We start from the raw sequence: 26360 nt of genomic DNA on the forward strand, positions 1-26360 counted from the left end.
CTGTGCACGCTCGTCGTCCCCTCGTCGCCGGTTGGTTGGAATCTGAAACTCACCCTAGCCTGGCGAGTTTGATAATCCAACTTAAATGGTGGCGTGGGGACGGTTCGACCGGTCAGCTCGGTGAACGGCCCGGGGCGGCGGTGCCGGTCGGGGGCAGGACCGTGGTCGGGCCGGTCGCCGGATTCGTCGCGGTCGTCGCGGTGGACGGCGCGCCGGTCGCGGAGGACGGGCCGGACGGCCTCGGTGCCGACGGAGGCCCGGACGACCCAGGGGTGGACGACGGCCCGGACGATTCGGGCGCCGGCGAGGTGGACGACGTGGGCGAGGACCCGCCCGAGGAGGTGCCCGGCGCCGAGGACGGCCCGGACGGCTTACCGGACGAGCTCGACGCCGAGGCCGAGCCGGACGAAGGCCCGGAGGAGGAGGTTGCTTCAGAGGTCGAAGCCGACGACGAGCCGGACGGCGAGCCCGAGTAAGAGCCGGACGACGCGCCCGGGGACGAGGCAGAGGTCGAAGCCGAGGTGGCCCCGGAGACGGACGCCGAGGGCGACGACGGCTTCATCGGCGCGGCCGGCGGAATGCCCACCGCCAGCGGCCCGCTGGGCCCCGGAACGGGCCGGTCGATCACCTCGATCCGCCCGGTGGCCCGGGCGAAGAAGGTGCCCGTGTCGACGTTCACCAGCACGATCTCCGTCACCGGCTGGGGCGCCGGCACCACGACGACCAGTGTGGTCGGCCGGAAGCCAGGCCAGGCCTTGCCGGTGTACTCGGCGTCGCTCACCAGCACCGGGGGCTTGAGCGGGTTGCCGCAGGCGCACCGCACCCGCGGCACGCCCTGGGCGTCCACCAGGACGGCGGTGCCGGCCTGCAGCACGGACTGGTAGCCGATCACGGCGCCGCTCTTGTAACCGTGGTTGGTCACCCGGGTGTCCACCCGCAGGTAGGCCGAGGTCAGCGAGCGCAGATAGCCCGGGATGGCGGACTGGCTGATGCCCTGCGCGGAGGCCCAGGCGCGGCCGACGTCCCCGGAGGACGTCATGGTGATCAGGCGCTCCACGTCGCAGCTCGGCTTGGACATCGACCCCGCGTAGAGCCCGGGGGACGTCCCCTCCACGCTGTGGATGCCCGCCGCCGGTGCGGCGGTGGTCCGGGCCCCGCTGGGCCGACCGGTCGGCTGGGCCGGCGGGGACGCGGGTGCCGGGGCCGTCACGCCGGCCGTTTCCACCGACTGGGTGAACGGGGCCTGACCCGGATCGGAGGGCTGCTGGAGCGCGACCTCGTTGGCGGTCGGGACGGCATCGTTGTGCTGGTTGCTGACGATCAGCACCGTGGCCACCGCCGCCAGCACCACTGCGCCGGCGACCAGCGTCAGCTTCCGCCCCGAGCGCCACCAGGGCGTCCGGGGCCCGCCGGAAGCACCGCCAGGCCCGCCAGGCCCACCCGGCGCCCCCGGTCCTGGAGGGCCCGAGGGGCCGGACGGGGGAGCGGTCGGCGGGCCCGCGCCGCCGTCGGACGGTGGCCCGGACGCCGGGGGCCCGGACGGCGGGCCGGAGGGAGGGCTGGGCGGCGGGCCCGGCGACGGCCCCGGCGGCGGGCCGGCTGGGGGGCCGGGCGGGGGTGGTTGGGCACTCATCGAGGCTCCGTTTCGCAGGCGGCCGGCGAACACGGCCGGCACAGGAAGCTCCTGCCACTGGCTTCCATTTCTGCCCGGCTTCCCAACCCCCGCAACAGCGGGTCTCCGAGGGTGTGCAGCGCGCGGCGGCCGCTCCTGGGTGAATCTGGAGTCAGACGCGAGGGGGGCACCCGAGTCCACCAGGAGCCCGCATGCACCAGGAGCCGCACCCCGTGCCGCCCGGCCCGCCCGGCGCCCTGCGGGGCTGGCTGGACGCCTTGGCCGTGGTGGTCGCCGGACTCGCCGCGATGGCGGCGGTGGCCGCGCTCGGTCTCTGGCTGGCGGGCGCCAACGGCCTTCCGGACGGTGGATTCCCCTCCGTGCTGGCCGGCACGCTGGCCCTCGCGGTCGGCGGTTCCGTCCAACTGGACGGCGGCGCGGGCTTCTTCGCCAAGGTCGATGCCGGGATCACCGCCATGCCGCTCTCCGTCGGCCTGGTCGGCGCGCTGGTGATGGCCGAGGTGTTCCTGCGCCAGCTGCGCTTCCGGGCGGTCGCCGGGGGAGGGGAACTGCTCGGCCGGGTGGCCCGTACGGCGGTGCTCTGGGTGGTGGCGCTGGTGCTGCTCACCCTCGGTGCCCGGCACACCTTCGTGGTCCCGTTGGGCGGCGGCCTCGCCGGTGTCCTCGGCGGCGCCCTGGGCCTGACCCCCGAGGTCGGCTTCCACGCGGACCCGCCGAGCACCGTCGGTCTCGGGCTGCTCTGGCTGCTGGTGGTGCTGGCGGCGGCCTTCGCGGTGTCCCGCCGGGCGCCGCTGCCACGCGGCCTGGTGCCGTTCCAGCAGGCGGTCCGGCCGGCCGCGTTCGCGATGCTGCTGGTCCTGCTGGCGTATGTGGTGATCGGGGTGGTGGCCGGCGCCGTGACGGCCGTCGTGCACGGCAACGCGCGCGAGACCATGGCCGTCGTCCTGCTGGCGCTGCCCAACCTGGTCTGGCTCGCCTTCGGGGTCGGGCTCGGCGCCGAGTGGCACGGGCACCTCGTCGGCGCGGTCGGCCTGCCGGTGCCGAACGCGCTGGCCGAGGTGCTGCGGGCGCCGAACGGACAGGACGCCACCGTCGGCCTCGGCACGCTCGCCGACCACGACGCCCGCGCCTGGTGGCTGCTGCCGCTGGCCGCCGTCCTGCTGCTGGCGGCGGGCTTCCTCGCGGCCTACCGCTCGCCGCGCGGCGTCCGGCTCTGGCAGCACGCGGTACGGCTCGGCGTGGCGGCGGCCGTCACCGTGCTGCTGGTCGGCGTCTGGTCGCGGGTCTCGGCCGACTACGGCCTCTCGGTGCTGGGCGTGGGCGTCGGCGAGGGCGGCCTCGGCGACCTGCTCGGCGCCGTTCTCGGCGGCGGCAATCCCCTGGCCGGGCTGGGCGGCGGCACCCTGGCGCTGCGCCCCGACCTCTGGGTGGCGGTGCCGCTGGCGGCCGGCTGGGGGCTGGTCACCGGCTGGCTGGGGGGCCTGCTGGCGGCTCATGTGGGTAGGCGCGGTGAGGTCGAGACGGGGCAGCCGGCGGTGAACGGCCCGGTCCCGCCGGGATAGCGGCCCGGACAAGCGGACCGGGCTAGGGTCCGGGCCACCGTCGCGGCGGGTGGACCACCGGTGAGGCCCAGGCCGGGGGCTCCGGCACGGCGGGCGAACGGGGGCCGGGCGAACGGGGGACGGGCGAGCGGGGCGCGGGTGAGTGAGGGGCGGGCGAGTGAGGGGCGGCCGCGTCGTGCGGTGGTACGACCCGGGTCGGCGGGCCGGTCGACCGCCACTGGCCGGTCGGTGCGGGCCCGGCGGCCACCGCACCGGCCGCGCGGAGTTCGGCGACGAACCGCAGACAGCTGGTGTACCGCTCCTCGGGGGCCTTGGCGAGCGCCCGGGCCAGTACGGCGTCGACGGCGGTGGGCAGGTCGGGGCGGTGTTCGCGCAGGGTGGGCGGCGGGTCGTTGAGGTGGGCCCAGAGCAGGGCGACATCGCTCTCCCGGCGGAACGGCGGCGCCCCGGCCAGCATCTCGAACACCACGCAGCCCAGGCTGTACTGGTCGCACCGGCCGTCCAGCGGCCGTCCGGTGATCTGTTCGGGCGCCGCGTAGTCCAGGGTGCCGACGATCTGGCCGACGCCGGTCAGCCCGCTGAGCGAGAGCGACTTCTTGGTGAGGCCGAAGTCGGCCAGGTAGAGGTGTACGGGGTGTTCGCTGTCCGTGCCGGCGGCGACCAGCACGTTGCCGGGCTTGACGTCCCGGTGGACCAGGTCGTGGTCGTGCGCGGCGTCCAGGGCGGAGGCGATCTGCAGGGCCAGCCGGGCCGCTCGCCTGACCGTGAACGGCTCGCTCCGGTCGATCAGGGCCCGCAGGTCGCCGCCCTCGACGTAGCGCATCGCGATGAACAGGATGCCGTCGGTCTCGCCCGCCTCGAACACCGGGATGATGTGCGGGTGGTCGATCGCGGCGGCGGCCTCGGACTCGTGGATGAACCGCTGCCGGAACACCTCGTTGCGGGCCAGTTCGGGTGCCAGCAGCTTCACCGCGACCGTCCGGCCGAGCCGCAGGTCCTTCGCCCGGTAGACGACCGCCATGCCGCCCCGCCCGATCTCCGACTCCAGCCGGTAGCCCGCCACCCGTCGGCCGACCATGCCCGACGGCAGGTCCAGCGCCGCGTCGTCGCCGTCGGGCTGTTCCGGCGGGAGGTCCTCGTCGCGGGGCCGCTCCGGCGGGGTCACGGTTCACCGGTCCGGGTGCGCTGGTACGAGCCGGGCACCGGCCCGGCGGGCCGGTCGGTGGCGGCGTACGTCTGGAGCTGGAGCCCGTCGCAGTAGCACCAGCGGTCGCGCGCCGGGTCGAACAGCCAGAGCTCCTCGCCGTCGATGACCAGCCCGATCCGCAGACCCCGGGCGCGCTCCCGGAAGACCTCCAGGTCCGCGTCCCCGGCGGCGAGCTCCTCCAGCAGGCCCCGGTAGCGGGCCAGCGCGCCCTCGGCCTCGGCGAGCGCCGGGCGCGGGTCGGCGGTCCGGGCGGGCGGCCCGGTGGCGGCGGGCGGTGTGTTCGGGAGACTGACCAGCAGTCGGCCGTCCACCCAGGCGGACCAGCCGTTGGAGCACAGCACGTGCGCCCAGTAGCCCTGGCGGCCGACCAGCCGCACCGGCAGCAGCGGATCCAGCCGGACCGACGGCTGTGCCGGGTCCGGGGCCGCCCAGGTGGCCATCCCGTCCGGCGGGGCGACGTGGGTGGGGCGGAACGCGAACTCGTCCATGGGTGGCGGTTTCCTCGGCTCCTGGCTCGGCGGTTCCCCCGGCTGCCCTCGCGGGCTCCGGGGCGGTCTACCCGCGCATGATCGCGGGCTCCTGCCGGCGCAACAGGGCGAGCACGGCCACGCCCAGGACCACCGAGAGCGCGACCAGCATGCCCATGGAGAGCAGCCAGCCGGCGCCGTCGTGGCGGAACATCGGGTCGGCGGTGATGGCGGTCGGCAGGATCGTGTGCAGGTCGATGGTCCTGGCCATCGCGGCCAGGCCCCAGCGGGAGGGCACCAGCCAGGCGAACTGTTCCAGGCCTGGCACCCCGTGCAGCTTCAGCATGGCGCCACTGAACACGATCTGCACCACCGAGAGGAGCACCAGCAGCGGCATGGTGGCCTCCTCCTTGCGGACGGCGGCCGAGACCAGCAGGCCGAGCATCATGGCGCAGAAGGAGAGCATCGCGACGGCCAGGATCAGCTCGGGCAGCGGCGGCATCAGCACCCCGTCCGGTACGGCCGTGGTGAGCGTGACCCCGGCCAGGCCGACGACGGTCAGGACGGCCGCCTGGACGACGGTGACGGTGCCGAGCACCACCACCTTGGAGACCAGGTACGCGGATCTGGACAGTCCGACCACCCGTTCCCGCTGGTAGATCGGCCGCTCCTTGACCAGCTCGCGCACCGCGTTGGCCGAGCCGGTGAGCAGGCCGCCGATGCAGAGCGTGAGCAGGCAGTTGAGGGCGTTGTCCGAGGTCAGCCGGGTACCCGCCATGGCCCGGCACATCACGCCGATGAGGAACGGCAGCGCGGTCATCACGGTCAGGAAGAGCCGGTCGGCGGCGAGCACGGCGGTGTAGCGGCGGACGAGCGTGCCGAGCTGGGAGAACCAGCCCTGCGGCTGCTCCGGACCGGCCGCCGCCCCCTCCGCCGGGGTCCGGGGCCCGGGGTGGACGGCGGGCAGCGCCTCGGCGGTCACGTACCGCTCGTACTGCGGGGATTCGCGGAAGCGGCGCTGCCAGGCCTCGTGGTCCTCGCTCTCGAACGCCTCGAACGCCTCCGGCCACTCGGTGAAGCCGAAGAACGGCAGCGCCTCGCCGGGCGGGCCGTAGTACGCGGTGCGGCCGCCGGGGGCGAGCACCAGCAGCCGGTCGCAGACGTCCAGGCTGAGCACGCTGTGGGTGACCACGACCACCGTGCGGCCGTCGTCGGCGAGGCCGCGCAGCATCTGCATCACCGAACGCTCCATGCCCGGGTCGAGGCCGGAGGTGGGTTCGTCGAGAAAGAGCAGCGACGGTCTGGTCAGCAGCTCCAGGGCGACGCTGACGCGTTTGCGCTGGCCGCCGGAGAGCCGCGAGACGACCAGGTCGGCCCGGCGGTCCAGACCGAGTTCGTGGATCACCTCGTCGACCCTGGCCTCCCGCTCGCGCTTGTCGGTGTCGCCGGGGAAGCGCAGTTCGGCCGCGTAGGAGAGGGCACGGCGGACGGTGAGCTGGGTGTGCAGGATGTCGTCCTGGGGCACCAGGCCGATCCGGCGGCGCAGTTCCGCGTAGTCCCGGTACAGGTCGCGCCCGTCGTAGAGGACGGTGCCCTCGTCGGCCGGGCGCAGCCCGGTCAGGGCGTTGAGCAGGGTGGACTTGCCCGCGCCGCTGGGGCCGGCCACCGCGAGCAGCGCCTTCTCGGCGAGGGGGAAGCTCACGTCGTCCAGCAGCACCCGCCGTTCGGCGCCGACCCGGACGACCAGGCCCTGGATGTTGAGCGAGATCTCGCCGGTGTCGGTGTACTCGACGAGTTCGTCGCCGGCCAGGCAGAGCACCGAGTGCCCGACACCGATGATGTCGGCCGGGCCGACGGGGGAGCGCTCGACCGCCCGGCCGTTGACGTAGGTGCCGTTGTGGCTGGTCAGGTCGACGATCTCGTGACCGCCGTCGGGCCGGGCGCGCAGCTCCGCGTGGTGGCGGGAGACCACCAGGTCGTCCAGGACGAGGTCGTTGTCGTCCGCCCGGCCGATCTGCACCGTCCGGTCGGGCAGCCGCAGTACGGCGCTCGGCCGCCGGAAGACACCGGACGCCGCCGGGGCGACCAGGGACGGCCGGTCGCCCGGCTTCGGCGCGGGCAGGTCCGTGAGAGTGGCGGACGGGCCGTCCGCCTGGCTGCCGAACCGCAGCCGGGTGCCCGGGCCGACGTCCTCCTGCCGGACCCGGCGGCCGTCGGCGAAGGTGCCGTTGGTGCTGCCGACGTCCTCCAGCAGCCAGTGCCCGTCGGCCGCCCGCAGCACGGCGTGGTGCCAGGAGACCCGGGGGTCGTCGAGGACGATCTCGCTGGTCGGGTCGCGGCCGACGTGGTACGCCCGGCCGGGGTCGATCAGCTGCGAGTCCCTGTCGGTGACGAGAACCATCGGCGGCGCGGTGGGCACGCCTGCGCCCTCTCCCATAGCTCGGATTCTATCGCCGCCGGGCCGCCGGGGCCGGTCCGGTTCCCCGCCGGCGCCAATGAATTGGACTGGACCACTGGATCGGTGACCGGCCACTGCCCTATCGTTCGGGGTGCCGCCCCGCCGTATCGGAGTGCGGCCCTGCCGTTCGGGGTGACGTGCACGACTCCCCGCGAACCCTCCGGGATGGAACATGAGCGTCTGGCCCCAGTTGCGCGATTCCCGGACCGTCAGGGCCGGCCGGGCCCCGGGAACGGTACTGCGCTGCGGGCTGATGGACACCATGCTGGCCGACCTCTCGGTCTCGGTGGTCCTCTTCTTCGAGCAGACCCTGGACGAGGACCGGCTCGCCGCCGGGCTGGCGCGGGCCCTCGACCGGGTGCCGGTGTTCGCCGGCCGGCTCCGCACGGACGGGGAGGAGCTGACCGCCGTCTGCGACGACTCCGGTGTGCCGATGGACAGTTACCAGGTGGACGGCACGCTCGCGGAGGCGATGGGCCGGGTCACCTCGGTCGGCGCGCAGCTCGTCGACCCGGTGGACGCCCCGGCCGCGCGGGCGGGCGGTCTGCCGCTGCTCACCGTCCGGATCACCCGGCCCTCGGGCGGCGGCACGGTGCTGGGCTGCTCCTGGCACCACGCGATCGGGGACCTGCAGAGCTTCATGCTGCTGCTGCGCGCCTGGTCCGCCGCGGTGGAGGGGGAGGAGCTGCCGGAGGCCGAACTGGTCGAGGACCAGGACGCGTTGCTGGAGAAGGTGCTGCCCGCCGAGGACTGTGGCCGGCCCGGCTTCCGGCTGCCCGGGCCGGAGGAGGCCGCCCAGCTGGCCCGCGAGGTGGCGAGCGGGCCACGGGCCAACCGGACCGTCCAGCTGTACTTCGGTGACGCCGAAATCGCCCGGATGCGCGAGGACTTCACCGCGAAGGCCGGGCGCCGGCTCTCCTCGGGCGATGTCCTCTGTGCCCATGTCACCAGCGTCCTGCGGGAGTTGGACGACGACCGGGAACAGCGCTGGCTGACCGTGCCGGTCGACGCGCGCCGCTGGCTGGGCCTGCCACCCGCCCTGGTGGGCAACCTGCTCAGCGAGGTCCACCTGCCGCAGACCCCGCAGGACGGGCCCGCGGCGCTCGCGGGCGCACTCCGGGCGGCGCTGGACGACTTCGCCACCGGGCACCTCAACCTGCGCGCCAACCTCGGCTTCCTGGAGGCGATCGGCCGGGCCCGGCTGCGCGACTGCATGCCGCTCGGCTTCGACCCGCAGCGGCGGCGCTTCAGCTTCTCCAACTGGAGCCGCTTCGGCGCGTACGAGCTGCGGTTCCAGGGCCAGCGGCCGGTGTTCTTCAGCCCGGCCGCCAACTACCCGCTGCCGTGGGTCTCCTGGACGGTCGAGGGCTTCCACGGCACCGGTTTCCTCACCACGGTGGTGCTGCCGGCGCGGCTCGCCGCCCGGCTGCGCGGCGCCGAGGGGCGGGCGGCGCTGCACCGCTTCCGCGACCCGGCGGACGTGCTGCCGCCGCTGGCCGCCACCGTTCCCAAGGTGCTCTGAGGGAGCGGTACCTGGCAGACGGGAGGGGGGCGGCCGGCCGGCCGCCCCCCTCCCGTCCGTGCCCCGGGATCAGGCCGGGAACGCCTCCTCGATCGCCGTCCACAGCCGGACCCGGGCCCGCAGCGCGGTGCGCACGGTCTCGGCGCAGGCCTCCCACTTGGCGGTGTCGTCGCCGCAGAGGTCGATCAGCATCTGCATCGCCATCGGGGTGTGCTGCTCGCCGTCCACCTCGATGTGCCGGGCCAGGTAGTCCTTGAAGACGGTCAGCCCGCCGTCCGGGTCCTCGATCTTGATGACCTGCGCGAACATGTCCGGGATGAGGTCCTCGCGGCCGAAGGCGAAGGCCGCCGCGCGGCAGTGCACCGGCGCGTTCTCGATGATCTCCCAGGTGGTCGCGGTGAAGTCGACGGCGGCCTGCGGCACCCCGGCGGTCTTCAGCGCCTCGGGCACCGCGGTGCCCGAGCGGAGCAGCTCCAGGAAGGCCTCGACCGGCTTCGGGTCGGCGCCCGCCTGCCGCATGCCCTCGACGTACAGCTCGAAGTGGCTGGTGAAGCCCTCGCCGAGTTCGTCGCTCTCCTCCACCAGCACGATGTCGTTGATCAGCCGACGGCTCGCGGTCGGCCCGTTCGGAACCCACGGCACGTCGACGCAGGTCAGCTCGCGCTGCAGGCTCTTCAGCAGCGACATGAAGTCCCAGACGGCGAAGACGTGCCGGTCCAGGAAGGTGCGGACGCGCTCGACGCTGTTCAGCCCGCCGTAGACGGTGTGCCCGACGACCTCGCGGCGCAGCGGGTCGATGGCCTGCTGGAGGCCGGTCAGGCCGGGGTGCGAACGGTCCCAGTGGTAGCGGTTGGTGGACATGGAGACTCCTTGGGGCGGGGTGGTGGTAAGGGCCGTGCCGGGGTGGCTACTTCATGACGGCGTACAGGGCGTGGCGCAGCTGCTCCCGGCCCGGCTGGAGGGCGCGGTCGAGTGCGGGGGCGAAGGGCAGGACGGTTCCGTCGGGGCGGGTGATCCGCCGGGGCGGGGCGATCAGGCGCATCTCCTCGGCGGCGGTGGCCAGTACCTCGGCGCCGATGCCGCAGCTCCGGTTGGAGTCGTCGACGACCACCAGCCGGCCGGTGCGTTCCAGGGAGGCGGCGAGCGCCGGCCAGTCGAAGGGGTGGAGGGTGCGCGGGTCGAGGACCTCGACGGAGATGTCGTCGGCGACCTCCTGCGCGACCGCCAGCGCGTCGTGCACCAGGTGGCCGACGGCGACCACGGTGACGTCCGTCCCGGTGCGGTGCACCCGGGCCGAGCCGAGCGGGACGGGGGCCAGCTCCCAGGTGACGTTCTCCCGGACGGGCAGCGCCGCGGCGGGCGCGAACACCACGACCGGGTCCGGGTCCTGGACGGCCGAGCGCAGCAGGCCGTAGGCGTCGGTGGGGGTGGCGGGCACCACGGTCTTCACCCCGGCGTGCGCGAACAGGCTGTACGGGTGGTCGGAGTGCTGGCCGGCCCAGCCGTCCCGGGAGCCGGAACCGGGTACCAGACAGGTCAGCGGGACGCTCGCCTGGCCGCCGCTCATCAGCGAGAACTTGTGGGCCTGGTTGACGAGCTGCTCGAAGACCAGAAAGAGCAGCGAGGGGATCTGGAACTCCAGCACCGGCCGCCGCCCGGCGAGTGCCGCGCCGACCGCCATGGCGGTGAAGGCCTGTTCGGACAGCGGGGTGTCCACCACCCGGTCCGGCCCGAAGCGGTCCAGCAGGCCGAGCGTCGGCCCGGCCAGCCCGGCGCCGATGTCCTCGCCGAACAGGCAGACCGAGGGATCGGCGGCCAGTTCGTCGGCGAGCGCCCGGTTGAGCGCCTTGGTGTAGGAGAGCCGGCTCATGCCACCGCCCCCGCCCGCGGCCTGGTCCCGTCGGCGTACAGGTGGTCCAACGCGCCCGCGGGGTCGGGATGTTCGGAGGCGAGGGCGAACCGCTCGGCCTCGGCCAGCTCGGCCGCCACCTCGGCGTCCAGTGCTTCGCCGCGGGCCGCGCCGATGGCCTCGGCCGCCCGGAGCAGCGGGTCGCGGGCCCGCCAGCCGGCCACCTCCTCCGGGGTGCGGTAGCGCAGCTTCATCCGGCGCTCCATGGTGTGGTGGCCCTCGAATCGGTAGGTGCGGCACTCCAGGAAGGCGGGGCCGCCGCCGGCCCGGGCCCGCCCGACGGCCTCCTCGGCGGCCGACCGGACGGCCTCGGTGTCCATGCCGTCGACCTCGGCGGCCGGGATGCCGAAGGCGGCGGCCCGGCCGAGGGCGCTGCCCGCCACCGCGGTGGCGGCGGGCAGCGTGGTGGCGTAGCCGTTGTTCTCGCAGACGAAGACGACCGGCAGCCGCCACATCGCGGCCAGGTTGAGCGACTCCAGCAGGACGCCCTGGTTGAGCGCGCCGTCCCCGAAGAACGCGACCGCGACCCGGTCCTCGCCGGCCTGCCGGGCGGCCCAGGCGGCGCCGACGGCGATCGGCGCGCCCGCGCCGACGATGCCGTTGGCGCCCAGGATGCCCAGTGAGAGGTCGGCGGCGTGCATCGAGCCGCCCCGGCCCTGGTTCAACCCGTCGACCCGGCCCGCGAGTTCGGCGAGCAGCCGGCGCGGGTCGGCACCCCGGGCGAGGACGTGGCCGTGACCGCGGTGGGTGCTGGTGAGCCGGTCGCCGTCGCCCAGCGCGGAGCAGACGCCGACCGCGACCGCCTCCTGCCCGATGTACGGGTGGATGCCGCCGGTGATCACCCCGGACCTGACCAGGGTGAGCGCCAGTTCCTCGAAGCCGCGGATCAGCCGCAGCATCCGGTACCGCCGCTCCGGCGTGTCGAGCGGTGTCGTCACCCGGTCTCTCCCCGCCAGACGGTGGGGCAGATGTCCGGGTCGGCGTAGTCGGGCCGGCCGTCGGCGGTGCGCCGGACCACCACGTCGTGGTTGTAGACCACCGGGCTGCCGTCCGCCTTCTCGTGCCGGCGGTACTCGTTGGCGCCGTCCTGGAGGTGCAGCGAGACCGCCCGGCGCGGCGCGGTGGAGAGGTTGGCGCCGCTGCCGTGGTAGGTGCGGCAGTGGTGGAAGCTGACGTGCCCGCGCGGGATCACCATCGGGACCTTGCGCACCTGCTGCCCGTTGTGGGCGGCGTTGGCGGCCAGGATGTCCTCCAGCTCGGCGCGGGAGCGCTGGGCGAAGTGGCGGGTGGAGTCCTCGCCGGAGTCCAGCTCGCGCCAGCGGTGGCTGCCGTCGACCATGGTGATGGTGCCGTTCTCCTCCCCGCAGTCGTGGAACGGGAGGAAGGCGGTGAGCATCCGGTCGGAGGTCGAGGTCTGCCAGTAGTGCCTGTCGAAGTGCCAGGGCACCTGGTTGCTGGGCTCCCCGGGCACCGGCGGCTTGTAGATCAGGGTGGCCTGGAAGACCCGGATCTCCTCGGCCTCGGCGAGCAGCGCGGCGACGGCGCCGAGCAGCGGCTTGCGCAGGATCGAGCCGATGGCGTCGCTCTCGTAGTGCACGTAGTCGTTGTGCCGCTGGATCGGCCCGTGGGCGGGCTCCCAGGAGGCGAGGTTGGGCGGGCGGACCGCCAGGGTGCGGTCGCGGTGGCCCTCGTAGTACTTCTCGGTGGCGGCCTGGAGGGTGTCCAGCTCCTCGTCGCTGAACAGCCGGCGGGAGAGGTACCAGCCGTGTTCGAGGTAGCCGGCCACCTCCTCGGGGGTGGGCAGCAGGGCGCGTTCGGCGTCGGTGAGCCGGAACTCGGTTGCGGTGGTCATGGGGTGGGCCTCCTCGGGGAGAGGGCGAGGGTGGGTTTCGGCGGGGCGGGGTCCGGTCAGGCGGCGGCGGTGGACTTCTGCCGCTCGACGGCCTCGTACAGGGCCTTGATGTTGGCGGTGCCGAAGGTGCCCGCGCCCTGGCGCTCGATCAGCTCCAGGAAGTGCGTCCGCCGCGGGTGCGTCGAGCGGACGAAGATCTGGAACAGCTGTCCGCCGTGGTCCTGGTCCACCAGGACGTCGAGCTCGCGCAGGGTCTCGATCGGGATGGCGGTCGAGCCGAGGCGCTCGGCCAGGGCGTCGTAGTAGGCGCCCGGGGTGGTGAGGAACTCCACGCCGCGGCCGCGGGCGGTCCGGACGGCGGTGGCGATGTCGGCGGTGCGGAAGGCCAGGTGCTGGACGCCGGCGCCCTCGTTGGCGTCCAGGAAGTCGTCGATCTGGCCGGGCCGGCGGGTGGTGTCGGGTTCGAGCAGGGTGAAGGTGACGTCGCCGGAGGCGCTCTGCACCACGCTGGAGTCCATGGCCTGCTCGCCGACCTCGATGTACTCGCCGAAGATCCGGTGCAGGCCCAGCGCGGCCTCGCAGAACTGTACGGCGGGGCCGAGTTCGCCGGCCGGGACGCAGATCGCGACATGGTCGAGCGCGTCCAGCAGGTCCTTCGGGCCGCCCTCGCCGCCCTCGTCGGCGGCTCCGGCGGGGGTCGCGGTGGTGCTCGTGGCGGTCGTGGCGGTGAACCGCAGGGCCACGTCGCCGAAGCCGGCGACCAGCCCGCCGGCCCGGTCGAGCACCCGGGCGCCGTGCCGCTCCGCCCGCTCCAGCGCGGCCTGCGGGTCGGTGCAGCCGAGCGCGAGCACGGCGACGCCGTCCCCGTGCCGGGCCGCGAACCGGGCCACCGGGTGGTCGGGGTCGGCGGCCGAGGCGAGGGACAGCCGGATGCCGCCCTGGCGCAGCCACACGACCCGCAGCCCGGGTTCCGGCTGTCCGGTGGGTTCGTCGGGCCCGGACGCCCCGGGCGTGGAGGTTTCGGGCGTGAACTCCTCGGCCGTGAAACCGAAGTCGGCGCAGAGGCCGGCGGCGGTCTTGTCGGCGTCCGCGCAGTGGTACTCGACATGGGTGATGGTCTGGATGGACAACGGTTCTCCCCGGACGTACGGAAAAGACGGTGGGCGGAGCGCTACTTGGTGGCCCGGGTGGACGCCGGGCCGAAGATCAGGCTGAGGTTGTGGCCGCCGAAGGCGAAGGCGTTGCTCAGCGCGGGGCGCGGCGGTGCGGACCGGGCCGCGCCCCGGACGTGGTCGAGATCGCAGGCGGGGTCGGGGTCGGTGAGGTTCACCGTGGGCGGCAGCGTCCCCCGGGCCACCGCCAGCGCGGTGACCACGGCCTCCAGGGCTCCGGCGGCACCCAGCAGATGGCCGGTCGCGCCCTTGGTGGAGCTGACGGCGGGCCCGTCCCCGCCGAAGACGGAGCGCAGCGCGGCCGTCTCGGCGACGTCGCCCAGTTTGGTGCCGGTGCCGTGCGCGTTGACGTAGCCGATGTCGGCGGGGGACAGGCCCGCGTTGGCGAGTGCGGAGCGCATCGCGTCGGCGGCGCCCGCGCCGTCCGGGCGCGGCATGGTCGGGTGGTGGGCGTCGGTGGAGGCGCCCCAGCCGGTCAGGTCGGCGTAGCCGGCCGCCCCGCGCGCGTCCGCGTGCTCGGCGCGTTCCAGGACCAGCACGGCGCTGCCCTCGCCGAGCACGAAGCCGTTGCGGCGGGCGTCGAACGGCCGGCTCGCCTGCTCCGGGTCGTCCCAACCACTCGACAGCGCACGGGCGTTGGTGAAAGCGGCGGCGATGGTCGGGTGCAGTGAGGACTCGCTGCCGCCACACACCACCACGTCCGCGTCCCCGGCCCGGATCAGCCGAAGCCCCTCGGCGACGGCCTGGGCGCCGGCCGCGCAGGCCGTCACGATCGCCGAACTGTAGCCCCGGATACCGTGCTTGATGGCGATCCGGGCGGTGGCCATGTTGGAGAGCATGCCGGGCAGCAGGTACGGGCTGACGCCGGGCCGGCCGCGTTCCAGCCGCCGGTGCGACTGCTGCTCGAAGGTCTCCAGCCCGCCGCCGCCGGTGGCGAGGACGACGGCGGTGCGGTGCGGGTCGGCGTCCCGGCCGACCACCAGGCCGGCGTCGGCGAGCGCGTCGTCGGCGGCGGCGAGGGCGAGCAGCACGAAGCGGTCCACGCAGCGGGTCTCGGTCGGTGGCAGCACCTCGCGGCCGTCCACGGCGGGGGCGAGCCCGGCGGCGGTCAGCCAGCCGTGCGCGGCGTGGCCCTCGGGCAGGGCCCGGATGCCGGAGCGGCCGGCGGTCAGCGCGTCGAACACCTCGGCGGGCTTGCGGCCCAGCGGGGTGACCAGGCCGATGCCGGTGATGACGGCGGCGGGGCGCCCGCCGGCCGGGCTCATCGGGCGCCCGCCGAGTCCAGGTAGCGCTGCCGGAGCAGCACCTTGCGGACCTTGCCGGTCGGGCCGAGCGGGATGTCGTCGCCCGCCACGACCAGGACCTGCCGGACGGTCGCGGCGGTGGCCTCGTCGAGGGCGGCGGTGACCTCCTTCGTCCGGTCGGTCCGCGGGTCGGCGTCGGCCGCCAGGATCAGCAGCACGTCGGTGACGACCCGGTCGCCGTCCCGGACGGCGACCACCGTGCAGTCCGCCACGTCCGGGCAGCGGGCCAGTACCCGCTCCTCCGACATCGCGGTGAACAGCCGCTTGCCGCCGCCGAGTTCGATCGAGTCCACGGCGCGGTCGACGTGGTAGTAGTAGCCCTCCTCGTCCCGGTACATCAGGTCGCCGGTGAGGAAGCGGCCGCGGAGCCGGGTGCGGAAGGTGGTGGCCGAGTCGTTCCAGTAGCCGAGCGCCAGGGTGGGGGAGGTGGTGGCCAGTTCGCCGACCTCGCCGGGGCCGAGCGGCTCGCCGTCCGGGCCGACCACCTCGCAGTCCACGAAGGCGTGCGGGCGGCCGACGCACCGGCCGTAGCGCTCGGTGCCGGGGCCGTGGGTGATGAAGAAGTGGGAGTGGCCCATCTCGGTGGAGCCGAGGCCGTCCACGAACAGCGATCCGGGGGCGCGCACCCGGCCCTGGCGGGTGACGGTCTCCCGGCTGCCCGCGGCGATCAGCCGGCGGATGTGCACCTCGTGCGCGCAGTCGCCGGTGTTCCACCAGAGCGCGACGGAGTCCAGGTGCCGCTCGCTGAGGTCGTGGTGGGCGAGCTCGGCCCAGGTGGCGGCGAAGCCGATCACCCCGGTCGGCCGGCGGCGCTCGATCGCGTCCAGCACTCCGGTGCCGGACTGCTTCGACAGCAGGGCGAGTTCGGTGTGCGAGCTGAGCGCCAGGTTGACCGCGATCAGGGTGGCGGCGTGCGGCGCGGGCAGCGCGCTGAGCATCCGCTCCTGGCCCTGCGGGCGGGGCATCCGCAGCCGGTGGCGGATCGCCGCGTACAGGCTCGCGTGCGAGTGCACCACGGCCTTGGGCATGCCGGTGGTGCCGGACGAGTGGGTGATCGCCACCGGGTCGCCGGACCAGTGGCGGTAGGGCGCCGGGGCGGCGTCCGGGTCGCCCGCGCCGAGCGTGCCGATCTCGGGAAGCACGGGGGTGCCGGTGTCGTGGCCGGCGAGGGCGGCGAGGTGCGGGCCGTCGGCGAGGACGCCGGCCGCGCCGAGCCGGCCGATGTAGCGGGCGGCCCGCTCGCCGTCCACGTTGGGGTTGAGCAGCGCGGGGATGGCACCGAGCCGGGTGAGGGCGAGGAAGGCCAGGACGTGGTCGGCGGCGTCGGTCGCGTACACCACCACCGGGTCGCGGCGGGTGATGCCGAGGGAGTGCAGGGACGCGGCCCGGGCCCGGACGGCGCGGTCGAGTTCCCGCAGGGTGAAGGGGTGCCAGGCGGCGTGGCCGTCCACCGGGGTGTCGAAGGCCAGCAGCGGCTCGTCCAGGCCGAGGCCGAGCGCCATGCGGCTGGTCAGTACGTTGCCGGCGCCGACGTCCGGGTCGTCCGCCAGAAGGGTGCGGATACTGCGGATGCTCACGGTGGTGGATCCTCCGATGGTGCTGGGTGTGCTGCGGCGGCGCGCGGCGGGTGGGGCCGTCCGCCCGATGGCGGTGGGTGGGCGCGGTGGGGCGCGCTCCGTGCGGGGTGCTCGAAGGGCGCGGAGGTGTCCGGCCGGGGCGGCCGGGGGGTCAGCCGGCGGCGACCAGCAGGGCCACGGCCCGGTCGGGGCGGCCGTCGTCGTCCGCCTGCTCGGCGGCGATGACGAGGACCTGGTCGGCGTCGCCGTCCGCGAGCAGCAGCGCCGCCAGGTCGAGCGCGTCCTGCGGGACGTGCCCGGGTACGGCCTCGGCGGGACTGATCGCCACGACGGGGCCGGTCAGGCCCCAGCGGGCGGCGATGTGCCCGAGTACGGCGTTGGGGTTGGACTGGAAGAACAGCAGGGGCGGCACCCGCTGCCCGGAGGCGGCGGTGTCGATGGCCCGCGCGGTGGCCCGGTCGCCGCCGCTGCTGGCGAGCAGCAGGGCGGTGCGGCCGGGGGCCGGTGCGTCGGCGCCGTGGTGGGCACGGAGACAGCGCTCGGCGGCCTCGGCCACCAGCGGGCTGAACGAGGAGGCGGAGAAGCCGGGCAGCGGGGGGAGTCCGCCGGGCAGCTCCGGGTCGGGCCAGCGGCCCTCGGCGAGGATGCGGGGTCCGTTCATCCGGCGGCCACCAGAAGTGCGGTGTTGGCGCCGCCGAAGGCGGAGTTGAGGCTGAGCGCGTAGCGGGGGCGGGCGGCGCGCGGGCCGTCCAGGACCAGGTCGAGGCCGACGTCCGGGTCCGGGCCGAGCCAGCCGGCGTTCACCGGCAGCAGGCCGTCGCGCAACGCCGCTATGGTGACGGCGAGTTCGAGCAGTGCGGAGGCCTCCAGGGCGTGGCCGTGGACGGACTTGCTGGAGCTCGTCGGCAGCCGGTCGGCATGCGCCCCGAAGACCCGCCGCAGCGCGCGCGCCTCGGCCAGGTCGGCGAGCGGCGAGCCGGTGCCGTTGGCGTTGACGTAGCCGACCTCCGTCGGGTCGGCGCCCGCCCGGGCGAGTGCCGCCTCGACGGCCCGCGCCGCCCCGTCGCCGTTCGGTTCGGGGCGGCAGACGTGGTGGGCGTCGCCGGCCCGGCCCCAGCCGGCCAGCCGGGCGAGCACGGGCGCGCCGCGCCGCTCGGCGGCGGGCCCGGCCTCGACGACCACGGCGGCGGCCGCGTCGCCGAGCAGGGTGCCGGTCCGTCCGGCGCTGAACGGGCGCAGCTCGCCGTCGCGGGCCAGCGCCCGGCCGGCGTCGAAGGCTCCGAAGACGCCCGGCTCCACCAGGTGCCCGGCCGCGACCAGGACCCGGGTGTGCCGGCCGGCGGCGACCAGTGCGGCGGCGTCGGCCACCGCCGTCCCGGCCGCGACGCAGGCGCCGGTGTAGACCCGGGTGACGCCCCGGACCCCGAGGGCCGCTCCGGCCCCCGCGGTGACGGCCGCGGTGACCTCCCTGGTCCGCAGATCGCTGTGCAGGGCCAGCAGGACGGGCATCTTTGCGCCGTCCGCGGCGGTCAGGCCGGCCTGCCGGCAGGCCTGGGCCGTGACGTCGAGCACGGCGTCGGCGAGCGCCACCGGTTCGGCGAGCAGCGCGGCCCGGGTGGTCCGACGCCGGGACACGTCGAACCGGGTGACCGGGCCGAACGCGGCCTTGCCGTGGGCGGTCGCCTCGGCGAGCGCGTCGAGCCCGCGGCCGACGGCGCTGAGCACGCCGAGTCCGGTGACCACGGGCCGGACGGCGGGCGGGGCGTGGCCGGTCATGGCTGCGCGGCTCCGGCGGGCGCGGCGGCGAGGACGGCCTCGCGCAGCAGCTCGGTGGCGGCGTCGACCGTGCGGACGGCCTCGAACCGCTCGTCGTCGAGATCCAGCTCGATGCCGTAGCGCTGCTCGAACTCGGCTATCAGCCACGTCAGTTCGAGCGATCCGAGCTCTTCGGGAACGGTGTCGGCGGTGCGCTGCCCGAACGCCGCCAGCATGCCGAGGACCTCGGCCCGGCCGGGGAGTGCGGTGCCGGTCACGCCGGGCTGCCCGCGGTGGCGGTGGTGGCGGCGGCGGTGGTGGCGTTGATCCGCGTGGCGATGTCGGCGGTGAACTGGTCGAGCGTCATCAGCGCGGTGGACTCCATCTCGTCGAGGTCGAACTTGACCCCGAACTCGTCCTCGACCTGCACCGACAGGTCGGCCAGGGCGAGCGACTCGAGGTCGAGTCCGGCCGGGCCGAGGTCGGTGTCGCCGGTCACCTCGGAGACGTCGTACTGCATTTCGGTCAGTGCGGCGAGGACGAACTCGCGGATGCGGTCCTGCATGGTGTGCTCCTTGTGCTCGCGCGCGTGCGGCGCGCGCGGTGTCGGGGTCGGGTACGGGCCGGGTCTCAGGTCGGGACCGCGGCGGTGGCCGCGTCGCGCAGGGCGGCGGGGTCGCGCAGCAGTTTCCCGGTGGCGGTACGGGGGAGGAGGGGCAGGAAGGCGAGGCGGCGCGGCCGCTTGTAGGCGGCGAGCCGCCCGGCGAGTCCGTCCTGGACGAGGGCGGGGTCGGCGCCCTCCTCGACGGCGAGGTAGGCCTCCACGGCCCCCGCGTCGAAGACCACGACGGCCTCGCGGACCCCGGGCAGGGCGGCGAGCGTCTGCTCGACCTCGGTGAGGTCCACCTTCAGGCCGCCGATCGAGACCTGGGAGTCCCGGCGGCCGAGGACGGTGACCCGCCCGGTGGCCCGGTCCAGCACGGCGGCGTCCCGGGTGTGCAGCCAGCCGTCCGACCAGCGGGTCGGATCGTCCAGCCCCGGATACGGCGAGGCGGCCGTCCGGATCTGCAACTCTCCTTCCACCATCCGTAGTTCCATCCCGGCGACCGGCTCCTTCGCCGGGTGCAGACCGGCCGTCAGATCGGTCGCGATGACGCCGAGTTCGGTCATCCCGTACATGGTGCCCAGCGGCACGCCGTAGCGGGCGGTGAAGAGGTCCGGCAGTCCCGGGCGGACGAGTTCGCCCGCCACGATCATCCGGCGCAGCTGCGGCAGCGGCGGGGGTGCGGCCGTGCCGGACAGCAGTTCGGCGTGGAAGGGTACGCCGATCACCGTGGTGGGCCGGTCGTCGGCGGCGACGGTGGCGAGGATGCCCGCGGCCGTCATCCGTTCCGGCACGGTCAGCGGGGCGCGGGCGTGCAGGCTGTTGAGCAGCCCGCCGACCAGTCCGAGAACGTGCACCACCGAGGAGAGCAGCACCACCCGCTCGCCCTCGCCGGGAAAGTCCACCAGCTGCTGGTAGCAGCCGAGTTCGCGGATCAGATCACTGGCGGTGCGGGCGATCACCTTGGCCGGGCCGGTGGACCCGGAGCTGAGCTGGACCAGGGCGTGCCCGGTCCCGGCGGGCCGGCCGTTCGACAGTCGGACGGCCACCGGCTCGACCTCGGAGAAGCCGCGCAGCGACCCCGAGGGCCGGTGTGCCGACCCTACCAGCACCTGTGGGGCCAGCCGTTCGACCGCCAGGTCGATCTCATGGTCCGTCAGGCGGTGGTCCAGCAGGATCACTTGGGCGCGCAGCCGCCAACTGGCCAGCAGCACGGTGACGAAGGCGGTGGAGGGCGGCAGCCGCAGGGCCACCGTCCCGCCGGGGCCCAGGCCGGCGGCGGAGAGCCGCTCGGCCTGTCCCTCGACCAGGGCGCGCAGGGCGTCGCGGTCGAGGGGCGTGCCGAAACGAAGGCACTCCTCGCCCCCGGGGCCGGCCAGCAGGAACCGTTCCGCCCAGTGTTCCGGGGCGTCGGTGTGCGGGGGCGAGAAGGGCGGAGGTGAAGAGAGGGAAATGCCGGTCAACGCCACTCCACGCAGTGAGGAGATTTGACATGGACGCCGTTCAAACCAATACGGCCAATTCCGTTGCCAGACGATTGCACAGACGATTGGTCAAATCAAGGTCTATACCAATGTGGTCTGGACCTCCTACGCTCCCGTTCCGGGACAGGTCCGAGCGCGGCCGTCCGGGAACGAGGATGCCCGTGGGACCACTCACGCTGGCCGGGATCGAGCGCGCTGCGCGCGCCGAACTTCCCCCAGAAATTTGGGACTTCATCGAAGGTGGAAGCGGTGCGGAACGCACCATGGCGGCGAACCCGGAAATGTTCGGCCGCTACGCACTGCGGCCCCGTACGCTCGTCGACGTCTCGGTCTGCTCGCTCGCGCAGACCCTGCTCGGAAGCCTGCTCGAACTGCCGGTCGGAATTGCCCCGATGGCCTACCACCGACTGGTCGATCCGGAGGGGGAGACCGCCACCGCCCGCGCGGCCGGCCGGGCCGGGGCGCTGCTCGTCGCCGGGATCTTCGCCAGCCGCACCCTGGAGGAGATCGCCGCCGCGGCCACCGGCCCGCTCTGGCTCCAGCTGTACTGGCTGCGCCGCCGCGACGCCCTCGCCGCGCTGATCGAACGCGCCGAGGCGGCCGGCTTCGGCGCCCTGATGCTCACCGTGGACGCCCCCCGGATCGGCCGTCGGCTGCGCGACCTGCGCAACGGCTTCGCCGTCCCGCCGCAGATCCGCGCGGTCAACCTGGACCCGGCCCTGATGGCCGCCAGCCACCGTGCCGACGCCGGCTCCTCGGGCATCGCCGACCACGCCCGGGAGCAGTTCGACCCCACTCTGACCTGGGACGATCTGGCCTGGATACGTGAGCGCAGCCGACTGCCGCTGGTCCTCAAGGGCATCCTGACCGCCGAGGACGCCAGGCTCGCCGCCGAGCACGGCGTCGACGCGGTCGTGGTCTCCAACCACGGCGGCCGCCAGCTGGACGGCGCCCTGCCCGGCCTCGCCGCCCTCCCCGAGGTCGTGGAGGCCCTTCCGCCGGACTTCCCGGTCCTGCTCGACGGTGGTGTGCGCAGCGGCACCGACATCGCCGTCGCGCTCGCCCTCGGAGCCCGCGCCGTCCTGGTCGGCCGCCCGGTCCTGTGGGGGCTCGCCACCGGGGGAGAGGCCGGGGTGGCCCGTGTCCTCACCCTGCTGAGGGACGAACTGGAGCACACCATGGCCCTGTTGGGGCGCCCCCGGCTCGCGGAGCTGAACCGGACCGCCCTCGCCCCCTGGCCCGTGTCGTAGGGCCCGGCCCGTCAGGACCTGCCCGGCCTGCGCCCAGCAGCCCGGCCCGCACCCCGAACCGGCCCCGGCCCCGCGCCGGGGCCGCGCCCGTCCGCCCCGCCGGACCAGGGCCCGCACCCGCACAGAAAGACCGACGCCATGAAGAAGCAGGACGCCTTCCCCGGCTGGGACTGGGACGACCCCGACGGCCTCGCCGCCCGCCTCGACGGCTTCAGCGCCGGGGTCGCCACCTGTCAGAAGCTCGAACCGGCCCCCACCGGCCTTCCGCGCGATCACGAGGGATTCCGCGAACTCGGACTCACCGGAATCGAGTTCGCCGCCTTCCGGACCGCCCACCCGGCCGGCCTCGGGACCGACCTCACCGCCCTGCGGGCCCCCGGCACCACGACCGAACCCGGCACCCTCTACCGCGTCGACGGAGACCGCTGGTTCACCCAGCTCGACATCGCCGAACCGCTGCCCTTCGCCGACGCCAGCGTGGACTGGGTCTACGCCGAGCACCTGATCGAGCACGTCACCATGCCGGTCGCGGTCGGCTGGCTGCGCGAGGCCCGACGGGTGCTCCGCCCCGGCGGCGTCCTGCGGATCACCACCCCCGACCTGGCCCGCTACCTGGCCGGCTACACCACCGACGACGGCTTCCTCGCCAAGCACCGCCGACGGCTCACCACCATGGGCTTCGGCCCGCCGATGCCGCAGCGCCCGGCCTTCCTGGTCAACCAGATCTTCCGCTACTACGGCCACCAGTGGATCTACGACCTGGACGAACTGCGGCACGTGCTCACCCTGGCCGGCTTCGAGCCCGGGCAGATCCGGCACTGCGCCTACCGGGAGGGTGTCCGCGCCGACGTCGCCGACCTCGACACCGCGTTCCGCACGGACGAGACCGTCTACGTCGAGGCCGACCGCTGAGAGCCGGGCCCCCGCTCGTCCGGCGGGCTCCGAACCCCTGCCCGGGCGGCCGTCCGCAGGTTGCCCGACAGGCCACGACCCGCTGCCCGTAAGGCCGTTCGACGTTCGTCGGCGGACACCGGCCACTGCCCGCCGGGCCGTCCCCCGGATGCCCGCCGGGCGGTGACCCGCCGCCCGCGAGGTCGTTCGCCGATCGTCCGCCGGGGCCCGACCTCCCGCCCTTCAGGCCGACCGCCGGGGCCCGGTGCGCAAGCCCGGCCCCGGCGCAGGCCGTTCGACCCCCCAGCCCGATGGGATGACCACATGCCACTGCACCCCCAGGCCGAGGCGCTGCGCGACCGCCGCGCGAGCGCCGGCACGCCCCCGCTCTACACCCTCACCCCGGCCGAGGCCCGAGCCGCCGACCTCGCCGACATCCGGGCCGCCGCCGGCACCCCCGAACCGGTCGCCGCCGTCGAGGAGCACCGCGTCCCCGGCCCCGACGGCGGCCGGCTCGCCCTCCGGCTCTACCGCCCCGAGCCCACCGGCCGCAGGCTGCCCGCCCTCCTCTATCTCTTCGGCGGCGGCTGGACCCTGGGCTCGCCCGACACCAGCGACGCGATCTGCCGCCGCCTCACCAACGCCGTCGGCTGCGTCACCGCCTCGGTCGGCTACCGCCTCGCCCCCGAACACCCCTTCCCGGCCGCCGTCCACGACTGCCGTGCCGCCGCCCGCTGGCTCGCCGACCACGCCGCCGACCTCGGCATCGACCCCGAACGCCTCGCCGTCGGCGGTGACAGCGCGGGCGGCAACCTCGCCGCCGCCCTCACCCTGCTCGCCCGCGACGAGGGCGGCCCGGCCCTCCGCCACCAACTGCTCGTCTACCCGAACACCGACCACCGCGCCGACACCGCCTCGCTGCGCGAGCACGACGACCCGCTGCTCTTCAACCGCCGCTCGGTCGCCTGGTACTGGGGCCACTACCTCGCCGACGCCGCCGACGGCGACCACCCGCACGCCTCCCCGCTGCGCGCCCCGAGCCTGGCCGGCCTGCCGCCCGCCACCGTGATCACCGCCGAGTACGACCCGCTGCGCGACGAGGGCGAGCAGTACGCCGAGGCCCTGCGCGCGGCCGGCGTCCCGGTCGAGGCCCGCCGGTACGAGGGCGTGCCGCACGGATTCTTCGCCATGACCGGCGTCCTGGACGCCGCCGGCGAGGCCCAGCGGTACGCCGCCGAGCGGCTGCGCGGGGCCCTGCGGTGAACGCCGCGCCGCCGCTGGCACTCGGCGAGCTCCACGCCTCCCTCTCGGACCCGCTGCTGGACGCGATGACCTTCCTCAACGAGGTCACCACCCGCTACCCCGGGGCGGTCTCCTTCGCCCCCGGCCGCCCCTACGAGGGCTTCTTCGAACCCGAGGACGTCCACACCTATCTGGACACCTACCTCGCCCACCTGGCCGACCGCGGCCTCGACCGGGACGCCGTCCGCACCGCCCTGTTCCAGTACGGGCCCACCAAGGGCATCGTCGCCGACCTGGTCGCCCGCACCCTGGCCAACGACGAGGGCCTCACGGTGGCCCCCGAGGCCCTGGTGCTCACCGTCGGCGCGCAGGAGGGCATGCTGCTGACCCTGCGCGCGCTCTGCGCCACCCCGGACGACGTGCTGCTGGTCAGCTCGCCCTGCTACGTCGGCGTCACCGGCGCCGCCCGGCTGCTGGACCTCACCACCGTCCCGGTGCCCGAGGGCCCGGACGGCGGGCCCGACCCGCAGGCCGTCCGGGCCGCCGCGGCCGCCGTCCGGGCCGGGGGGCGGCGGCCCCGCGCGCTCTACGTCGTCCCCGACTTCGCCAACCCCTCGGGCACCAGCATGCCCGTCCCGGCCCGGGCCCGGCTGCTGGACGCGGCCGCCGACGAGGGGCTGCTGGTGATCGAGGACAACCCGTACGGCTTCTTCGCCCGTGACCCCGGCGAGCGGCCCACCCTGAAGGCGCTCGACCACCGCCGCCAGGTGGTCTATCTCGGCTCCTTCGCCAAGACCTGCTTCCCCGGCGCCCGGCTCGGCTATGTGGTCGCCGACCAGGAGGTGGCCGGGCCCGGCGGGCGCCGCTCGCTGCTCGCCGACGAACTCGCCAAGCTGAAGAGCATGACGACCGTCAACACCCCGGCGCTGAGCCAGGCCGTCATCGGCGGCATGCTGCTGCACCACGACTGCCGGCTGCGCGCCGCCAACGCCCGCGCGACGGCCTACTACGCGGCCAACATGACGGCGCTGCTGGGGGAGTTGGAACGGCGGTTCCCCGAACCGGAGCGCCGGCGCCTGGGGTTGGCGTGGAACCGTCCGGAGGGCGGCTTCTTCGCGGTGCTGACCGTGCCGTTCACCGCCGACGACGCGGCCATGGAGCGGTGCGCCCGCGACCACGGGGTGCTCTGGACGCCGATGGCGCCGTTCTACCCGGGGGGCGGGGGCGAGCGGCGGCTCAGGCTCTCCATCAGCTCACTGACGACGGAGCAGATCGCGGACGGCGTCGAGAGCCTGGCGCGCTTCGTCCGCGCCCAGGTGTGACCGCCGGGAGCACCTGACGGCCGGGAGCGCCTGACCGGGCGTTTCGCCCTGGAACGCGCCGGGCGACATCGGTCACCGCCTGGCGCGTTCGGGGTCATGGGACCATCGGCCGCACCAGCGACGGATACGGCACTACCGCCCGGCCGGCCCGCCCGGGTTCTCTCCGGCGTCAGCGCGGGCCGCCGAGGGGAACAGGCCGGGATTGTCCCGGACGTACTCCCGCAGCCCGGTGGGCGGCCGTCCGGTGACCAGCTCGATGTCGCCGGTGGCGCGGTCGTAGCGGTTGAGGGCGTGCAGGCGGGCCATGGTCGCCAGGTGCTCGAAGACGTGGCCGGGAAGCCCCAGCGGGCGCAACTCCCGGTCGACCCACCGGTCGTACGGCGGGTCGAGGTAGCGAACGGGCCGGCCCAGCACCGCGGAGAACTCCGCGGCCAGCTCCGTCAGGTCCCGCGAGACGGGTCCGGTCAGTTCGTAGCGGCGGCCGACGTGCGCAGCGGGGTCCGCCAGGACCGTCGCGATGACCTCCGCGACATCCGCGGCCGCGACGGGGGAGGTGCGGCCGGACCCGAAGGGCAGCCGGATCGTCCCGTCCCTCGCCATCGACTCGTACGCGAAGACCCGGAAGAGCGGATTCTCCAGGAACACGGTCGGCCGAACGTGTGTCACGGGCAGGCCCGACCAGTCCAGGACCTGTTCGGCCAGCCAGTGCTGGCGCTGCTGCGCCGATTCGGCCGTACTGGTGAGATCCATCTGCGAGACGGTCATCTGGCTCATGTTGACCAGCACCTCCAGGCCGCCGTACCGGCGGGCCGCGGAGGCCACGGTCACCGTCGCCTCCAGGTACTGCGCGGACACGCCCATGCCGAAGTACATCCGCCCGCAGCCGTCCAACGCGCGAGCGACGTCCGCACCGCGGGTCAGGTCTCCCACCACGACCTCGGTACCCAGTGCGCGCAGCACCTCGGCCCGCTCGTCATCCACCCGGACGAGGGCGCGGACCGGCAGGCCACGCCGTCGCAGCGCGTCGGCCACCAGCCTGCCCACGCCGCCCACACTGCCGGTGGCGCCGGTCACGAGAACCGGTTGCTCGCCTGTCATGAGGCTCCTCCTGTCATCGAGTCGTGCTCTCCGGCGGCCTGGGGCCCCGGG

At 74.8% G+C, this 26360-nt stretch carries 23 protein-coding genes; 6 read left to right on the plus strand and 17 right to left on the minus strand.

The genetic code is table 11. The annotated features are described in order from the left end of the window. Nucleotides 1-112: 112 nt before the first annotated feature. On the minus strand, nucleotides 113-1336 hold the full coding sequence (locus tag ACIO5D_RS01760) for a DUF6777 domain-containing protein (RefSeq protein WP_400793591.1): 1224 nt from the start codon (nucleotides 1334-1336) through the stop codon (nucleotides 113-115). 488 nt (nucleotides 1337-1824) lie between these two features. Between ACIO5D_RS01760 and ACIO5D_RS01765 the strand changes: the two genes are divergently transcribed. Then, nucleotides 1825-3195 (plus strand): streptophobe family protein, encoded by a 1371-nt coding sequence (locus tag ACIO5D_RS01765; RefSeq protein ID WP_363610209.1) that lies wholly within the window; start codon nucleotides 1825-1827, stop codon nucleotides 3193-3195. Between the two features lie 22 nt (nucleotides 3196-3217). On the opposite strand, the gene ACIO5D_RS01770 is transcribed toward ACIO5D_RS01765, so the two are convergent. The 3 genes from ACIO5D_RS01770 to ACIO5D_RS01780 form a co-directional block, all read right to left on the minus strand. After that, on the minus strand, nucleotides 3218-4273 hold the full coding sequence (locus tag ACIO5D_RS01770) for a protein kinase (RefSeq protein WP_400763245.1): 1056 nt from the start codon (nucleotides 4271-4273) through the stop codon (nucleotides 3218-3220). Between the two features lie 83 nt (nucleotides 4274-4356). Next, nucleotides 4357-4890, minus strand: a complete 534-nt coding sequence (locus tag ACIO5D_RS01775; protein WP_363610207.1) for a hypothetical protein — start codon at nucleotides 4888-4890, stop codon at nucleotides 4357-4359. A gap of 67 nt (nucleotides 4891-4957) precedes the next feature. Further along, nucleotides 4958-7306, minus strand: a complete 2349-nt coding sequence (locus ACIO5D_RS01780; RefSeq protein WP_363610205.1) for an FHA domain-containing protein — start codon at nucleotides 7304-7306, stop codon at nucleotides 4958-4960. Nucleotides 7307-7499: 193 nt separating this feature from the next. Here ACIO5D_RS01780 and ACIO5D_RS01785 point away from each other — a divergent pair, with 193 nt between their 5' ends. Further along, a complete protein-coding gene (locus ACIO5D_RS01785; protein ID WP_400654846.1) occupies nucleotides 7500-8849 on the plus strand; it encodes an acyltransferase in 1350 nt (449 codons plus the stop codon). A 69-nt stretch (nucleotides 8850-8918) separates the two neighbouring features. Here ACIO5D_RS01785 and ACIO5D_RS01790 read toward each other — a convergent pair whose 3' ends face one another. The 12 genes from ACIO5D_RS01790 to ACIO5D_RS01845 form a co-directional block, all read right to left on the minus strand. Next, nucleotides 8919-9710 (minus strand): DUF3050 domain-containing protein, encoded by a 792-nt coding sequence (locus ACIO5D_RS01790; RefSeq protein WP_363610201.1) that lies wholly within the window; start codon nucleotides 9708-9710, stop codon nucleotides 8919-8921. Between the two features lie 46 nt (nucleotides 9711-9756). Next, the gene (locus tag ACIO5D_RS01795) at nucleotides 9757-10719 is read right to left on the minus strand and encodes a transketolase C-terminal domain-containing protein (protein WP_363610199.1); all 963 of its coding nucleotides are present in this window, start codon (nucleotides 10717-10719) and stop codon (nucleotides 9757-9759) included. Then, on the minus strand, nucleotides 10716-11696 hold the full coding sequence (locus tag ACIO5D_RS01800) for a thiamine pyrophosphate-dependent dehydrogenase E1 component subunit alpha (RefSeq protein ID WP_363610197.1): 981 nt from the start codon (nucleotides 11694-11696) through the stop codon (nucleotides 10716-10718). Before ACIO5D_RS01800 ends, ACIO5D_RS01795 begins: the two co-directional genes overlap by 4 nt. Continuing rightward, nucleotides 11693-12610, minus strand: coding sequence for a phytanoyl-CoA dioxygenase family protein (locus ACIO5D_RS01805; RefSeq protein WP_363610195.1), 918 nt, complete (start codon nucleotides 12608-12610; stop codon nucleotides 11693-11695). The genes ACIO5D_RS01800 and ACIO5D_RS01805 overlap by 4 nt, the downstream gene beginning before the upstream one ends. Nucleotides 12611-12666: 56 nt before the next feature. Then, nucleotides 12667-13740, minus strand: coding sequence for a 4-hydroxyphenylpyruvate dioxygenase (gene hppD, locus ACIO5D_RS01810; protein WP_400793594.1), 1074 nt, complete (start codon nucleotides 13738-13740; stop codon nucleotides 12667-12669). A 41-nt stretch (nucleotides 13741-13781) separates the two neighbouring features. Further along, entirely contained in the window at nucleotides 13782-15047 is a 1266-nt protein-coding gene (locus ACIO5D_RS01815; protein ID WP_400793596.1) for a beta-ketoacyl-[acyl-carrier-protein] synthase family protein, read from the minus strand. After that, nucleotides 15044-16663, minus strand: coding sequence for a class I adenylate-forming enzyme family protein (locus tag ACIO5D_RS01820; protein WP_400793598.1), 1620 nt, complete (start codon nucleotides 16661-16663; stop codon nucleotides 15044-15046). Before ACIO5D_RS01820 ends, ACIO5D_RS01815 begins: the two co-directional genes overlap by 4 nt. Before the next feature lie 151 nt (nucleotides 16664-16814). Beyond that, nucleotides 16815-17324, minus strand: a complete 510-nt coding sequence (locus ACIO5D_RS01825) for a beta-ketoacyl synthase N-terminal-like domain-containing protein (RefSeq protein WP_400793599.1) — start codon at nucleotides 17322-17324, stop codon at nucleotides 16815-16817. Further along, the gene (locus ACIO5D_RS01830) at nucleotides 17321-18439 is read right to left on the minus strand and encodes a beta-ketoacyl synthase N-terminal-like domain-containing protein (RefSeq protein WP_400763224.1); all 1119 of its coding nucleotides are present in this window, start codon (nucleotides 18437-18439) and stop codon (nucleotides 17321-17323) included. The genes ACIO5D_RS01825 and ACIO5D_RS01830 overlap by 4 nt, the downstream gene beginning before the upstream one ends. Then, the gene (locus tag ACIO5D_RS01835; protein ID WP_363610183.1) at nucleotides 18436-18696 is read right to left on the minus strand and encodes an acyl carrier protein; all 261 of its coding nucleotides are present in this window, start codon (nucleotides 18694-18696) and stop codon (nucleotides 18436-18438) included. Before ACIO5D_RS01835 ends, ACIO5D_RS01830 begins: the two co-directional genes overlap by 4 nt. Beyond that, complete coding sequence (locus tag ACIO5D_RS01840) at nucleotides 18693-18983, minus strand: phosphopantetheine-binding protein (protein WP_363610181.1); 291 nt, start codon at nucleotides 18981-18983, stop codon at nucleotides 18693-18695. The genes ACIO5D_RS01835 and ACIO5D_RS01840 overlap by 4 nt, the downstream gene beginning before the upstream one ends. Before the next feature lie 65 nt (nucleotides 18984-19048). Further along, the gene (locus tag ACIO5D_RS01845; RefSeq protein ID WP_400793601.1) at nucleotides 19049-20491 is read right to left on the minus strand and encodes a class I adenylate-forming enzyme family protein; all 1443 of its coding nucleotides are present in this window, start codon (nucleotides 20489-20491) and stop codon (nucleotides 19049-19051) included. 170 nt (nucleotides 20492-20661) lie between these two features. Here ACIO5D_RS01845 and ACIO5D_RS01850 point away from each other — a divergent pair, with 170 nt between their 5' ends. The 4 genes from ACIO5D_RS01850 (at nucleotide 20662) to ACIO5D_RS01865 (ending at nucleotide 25211) form a co-directional block, all read left to right on the plus strand. Then, a complete protein-coding gene (locus ACIO5D_RS01850; RefSeq protein WP_400763214.1) occupies nucleotides 20662-21756 on the plus strand; it encodes an alpha-hydroxy acid oxidase in 1095 nt (364 codons plus the stop codon). Between the two features lie 138 nt (nucleotides 21757-21894). Then, complete coding sequence (locus ACIO5D_RS01855; protein ID WP_363610175.1) at nucleotides 21895-22668, plus strand: methyltransferase domain-containing protein; 774 nt, start codon at nucleotides 21895-21897, stop codon at nucleotides 22666-22668. Nucleotides 22669-22971: 303 nt separating this feature from the next. Next, entirely contained in the window at nucleotides 22972-23910 is a 939-nt protein-coding gene (locus ACIO5D_RS01860) for an alpha/beta hydrolase (protein WP_363610173.1), read from the plus strand. Then, nucleotides 23907-25211: a PLP-dependent aminotransferase family protein gene (locus ACIO5D_RS01865; RefSeq protein ID WP_400763210.1), complete on the plus strand. Its 1305-nt coding sequence runs from the start codon at nucleotides 23907-23909 to the stop codon at nucleotides 25209-25211. Before ACIO5D_RS01860 ends, ACIO5D_RS01865 begins: the two co-directional genes overlap by 4 nt. Before the next feature lie 132 nt (nucleotides 25212-25343). Here the strand turns inward: ACIO5D_RS01865 and ACIO5D_RS01870 are convergent, their stop codons facing one another. Further along, a complete protein-coding gene (locus ACIO5D_RS01870; RefSeq protein WP_363610169.1) occupies nucleotides 25344-26309 on the minus strand; it encodes an NAD(P)H-binding protein in 966 nt (321 codons plus the stop codon). Nucleotides 26310-26360: the final 51 nt, after the last annotated feature.

Source organism: Kitasatospora sp. NPDC087315, assembly GCF_044744345.1.
In the GTDB taxonomy this organism is placed as follows: domain Bacteria; phylum Actinomycetota; class Actinomycetes; order Streptomycetales; family Streptomycetaceae; genus Kitasatospora.

What these genes read in the sequence shown, in the direction of transcription:
- ACIO5D_RS01765 (WP_363610209.1), top strand. Translation starts at nt 1,825, where the DNA reads ATGCACCAGGAGCCGCACCCCGTGCCGCCCGGCCCGCCCGGCGCCCTG.
- ACIO5D_RS01770 (WP_400763245.1), bottom strand. Translation starts at nt 4,273, where the DNA reads ATGGTCGGCCGACGGGTGGCGGGCTACCGGCTGGAGTCGGAGATCGGG.
- ACIO5D_RS01775 (WP_363610207.1), bottom strand. Translation starts at nt 4,890, where the DNA reads ATGGACGAGTTCGCGTTCCGCCCCACCCACGTCGCCCCGCCGGACGGG.
- ACIO5D_RS01780 (WP_363610205.1), bottom strand. Translation starts at nt 7,306, where the DNA reads ATGGGAGAGGGCGCAGGCGTGCCCACCGCGCCGCCGATGGTTCTCGTC.
- ACIO5D_RS01785 (WP_400654846.1), top strand. Translation starts at nt 7,500, where the DNA reads ATGAGCGTCTGGCCCCAGTTGCGCGATTCCCGGACCGTCAGGGCCGGC.
- ACIO5D_RS01790 (WP_363610201.1), bottom strand. Translation starts at nt 9,710, where the DNA reads ATGTCCACCAACCGCTACCACTGGGACCGTTCGCACCCCGGCCTGACC.
- ACIO5D_RS01795 (WP_363610199.1), bottom strand. Translation starts at nt 10,719, where the DNA reads ATGAGCCGGCTCTCCTACACCAAGGCGCTCAACCGGGCGCTCGCCGAC.
- ACIO5D_RS01805 (WP_363610195.1), bottom strand. Translation starts at nt 12,610, where the DNA reads ATGACCACCGCAACCGAGTTCCGGCTCACCGACGCCGAACGCGCCCTG.
- ACIO5D_RS01815 (WP_400793596.1), bottom strand. Translation starts at nt 15,047, where the DNA reads ATGAGCCCGGCCGGCGGGCGCCCCGCCGCCGTCATCACCGGCATCGGC.
- ACIO5D_RS01825 (WP_400793599.1), bottom strand. Translation starts at nt 17,324, where the DNA reads ATGAACGGACCCCGCATCCTCGCCGAGGGCCGCTGGCCCGACCCGGAG.
- ACIO5D_RS01830 (WP_400763224.1), bottom strand. Translation starts at nt 18,439, where the DNA reads ATGACCGGCCACGCCCCGCCCGCCGTCCGGCCCGTGGTCACCGGACTC.
- ACIO5D_RS01840 (WP_363610181.1), bottom strand. Translation starts at nt 18,983, where the DNA reads ATGCAGGACCGCATCCGCGAGTTCGTCCTCGCCGCACTGACCGAAATG.
- ACIO5D_RS01850 (WP_400763214.1), top strand. Translation starts at nt 20,662, where the DNA reads ATGCCCGTGGGACCACTCACGCTGGCCGGGATCGAGCGCGCTGCGCGC.
- ACIO5D_RS01855 (WP_363610175.1), top strand. Translation starts at nt 21,895, where the DNA reads ATGAAGAAGCAGGACGCCTTCCCCGGCTGGGACTGGGACGACCCCGAC.
- ACIO5D_RS01860 (WP_363610173.1), top strand. Translation starts at nt 22,972, where the DNA reads ATGCCACTGCACCCCCAGGCCGAGGCGCTGCGCGACCGCCGCGCGAGC.
- ACIO5D_RS01870 (WP_363610169.1), bottom strand. Translation starts at nt 26,309, where the DNA reads ATGACAGGCGAGCAACCGGTTCTCGTGACCGGCGCCACCGGCAGTGTG.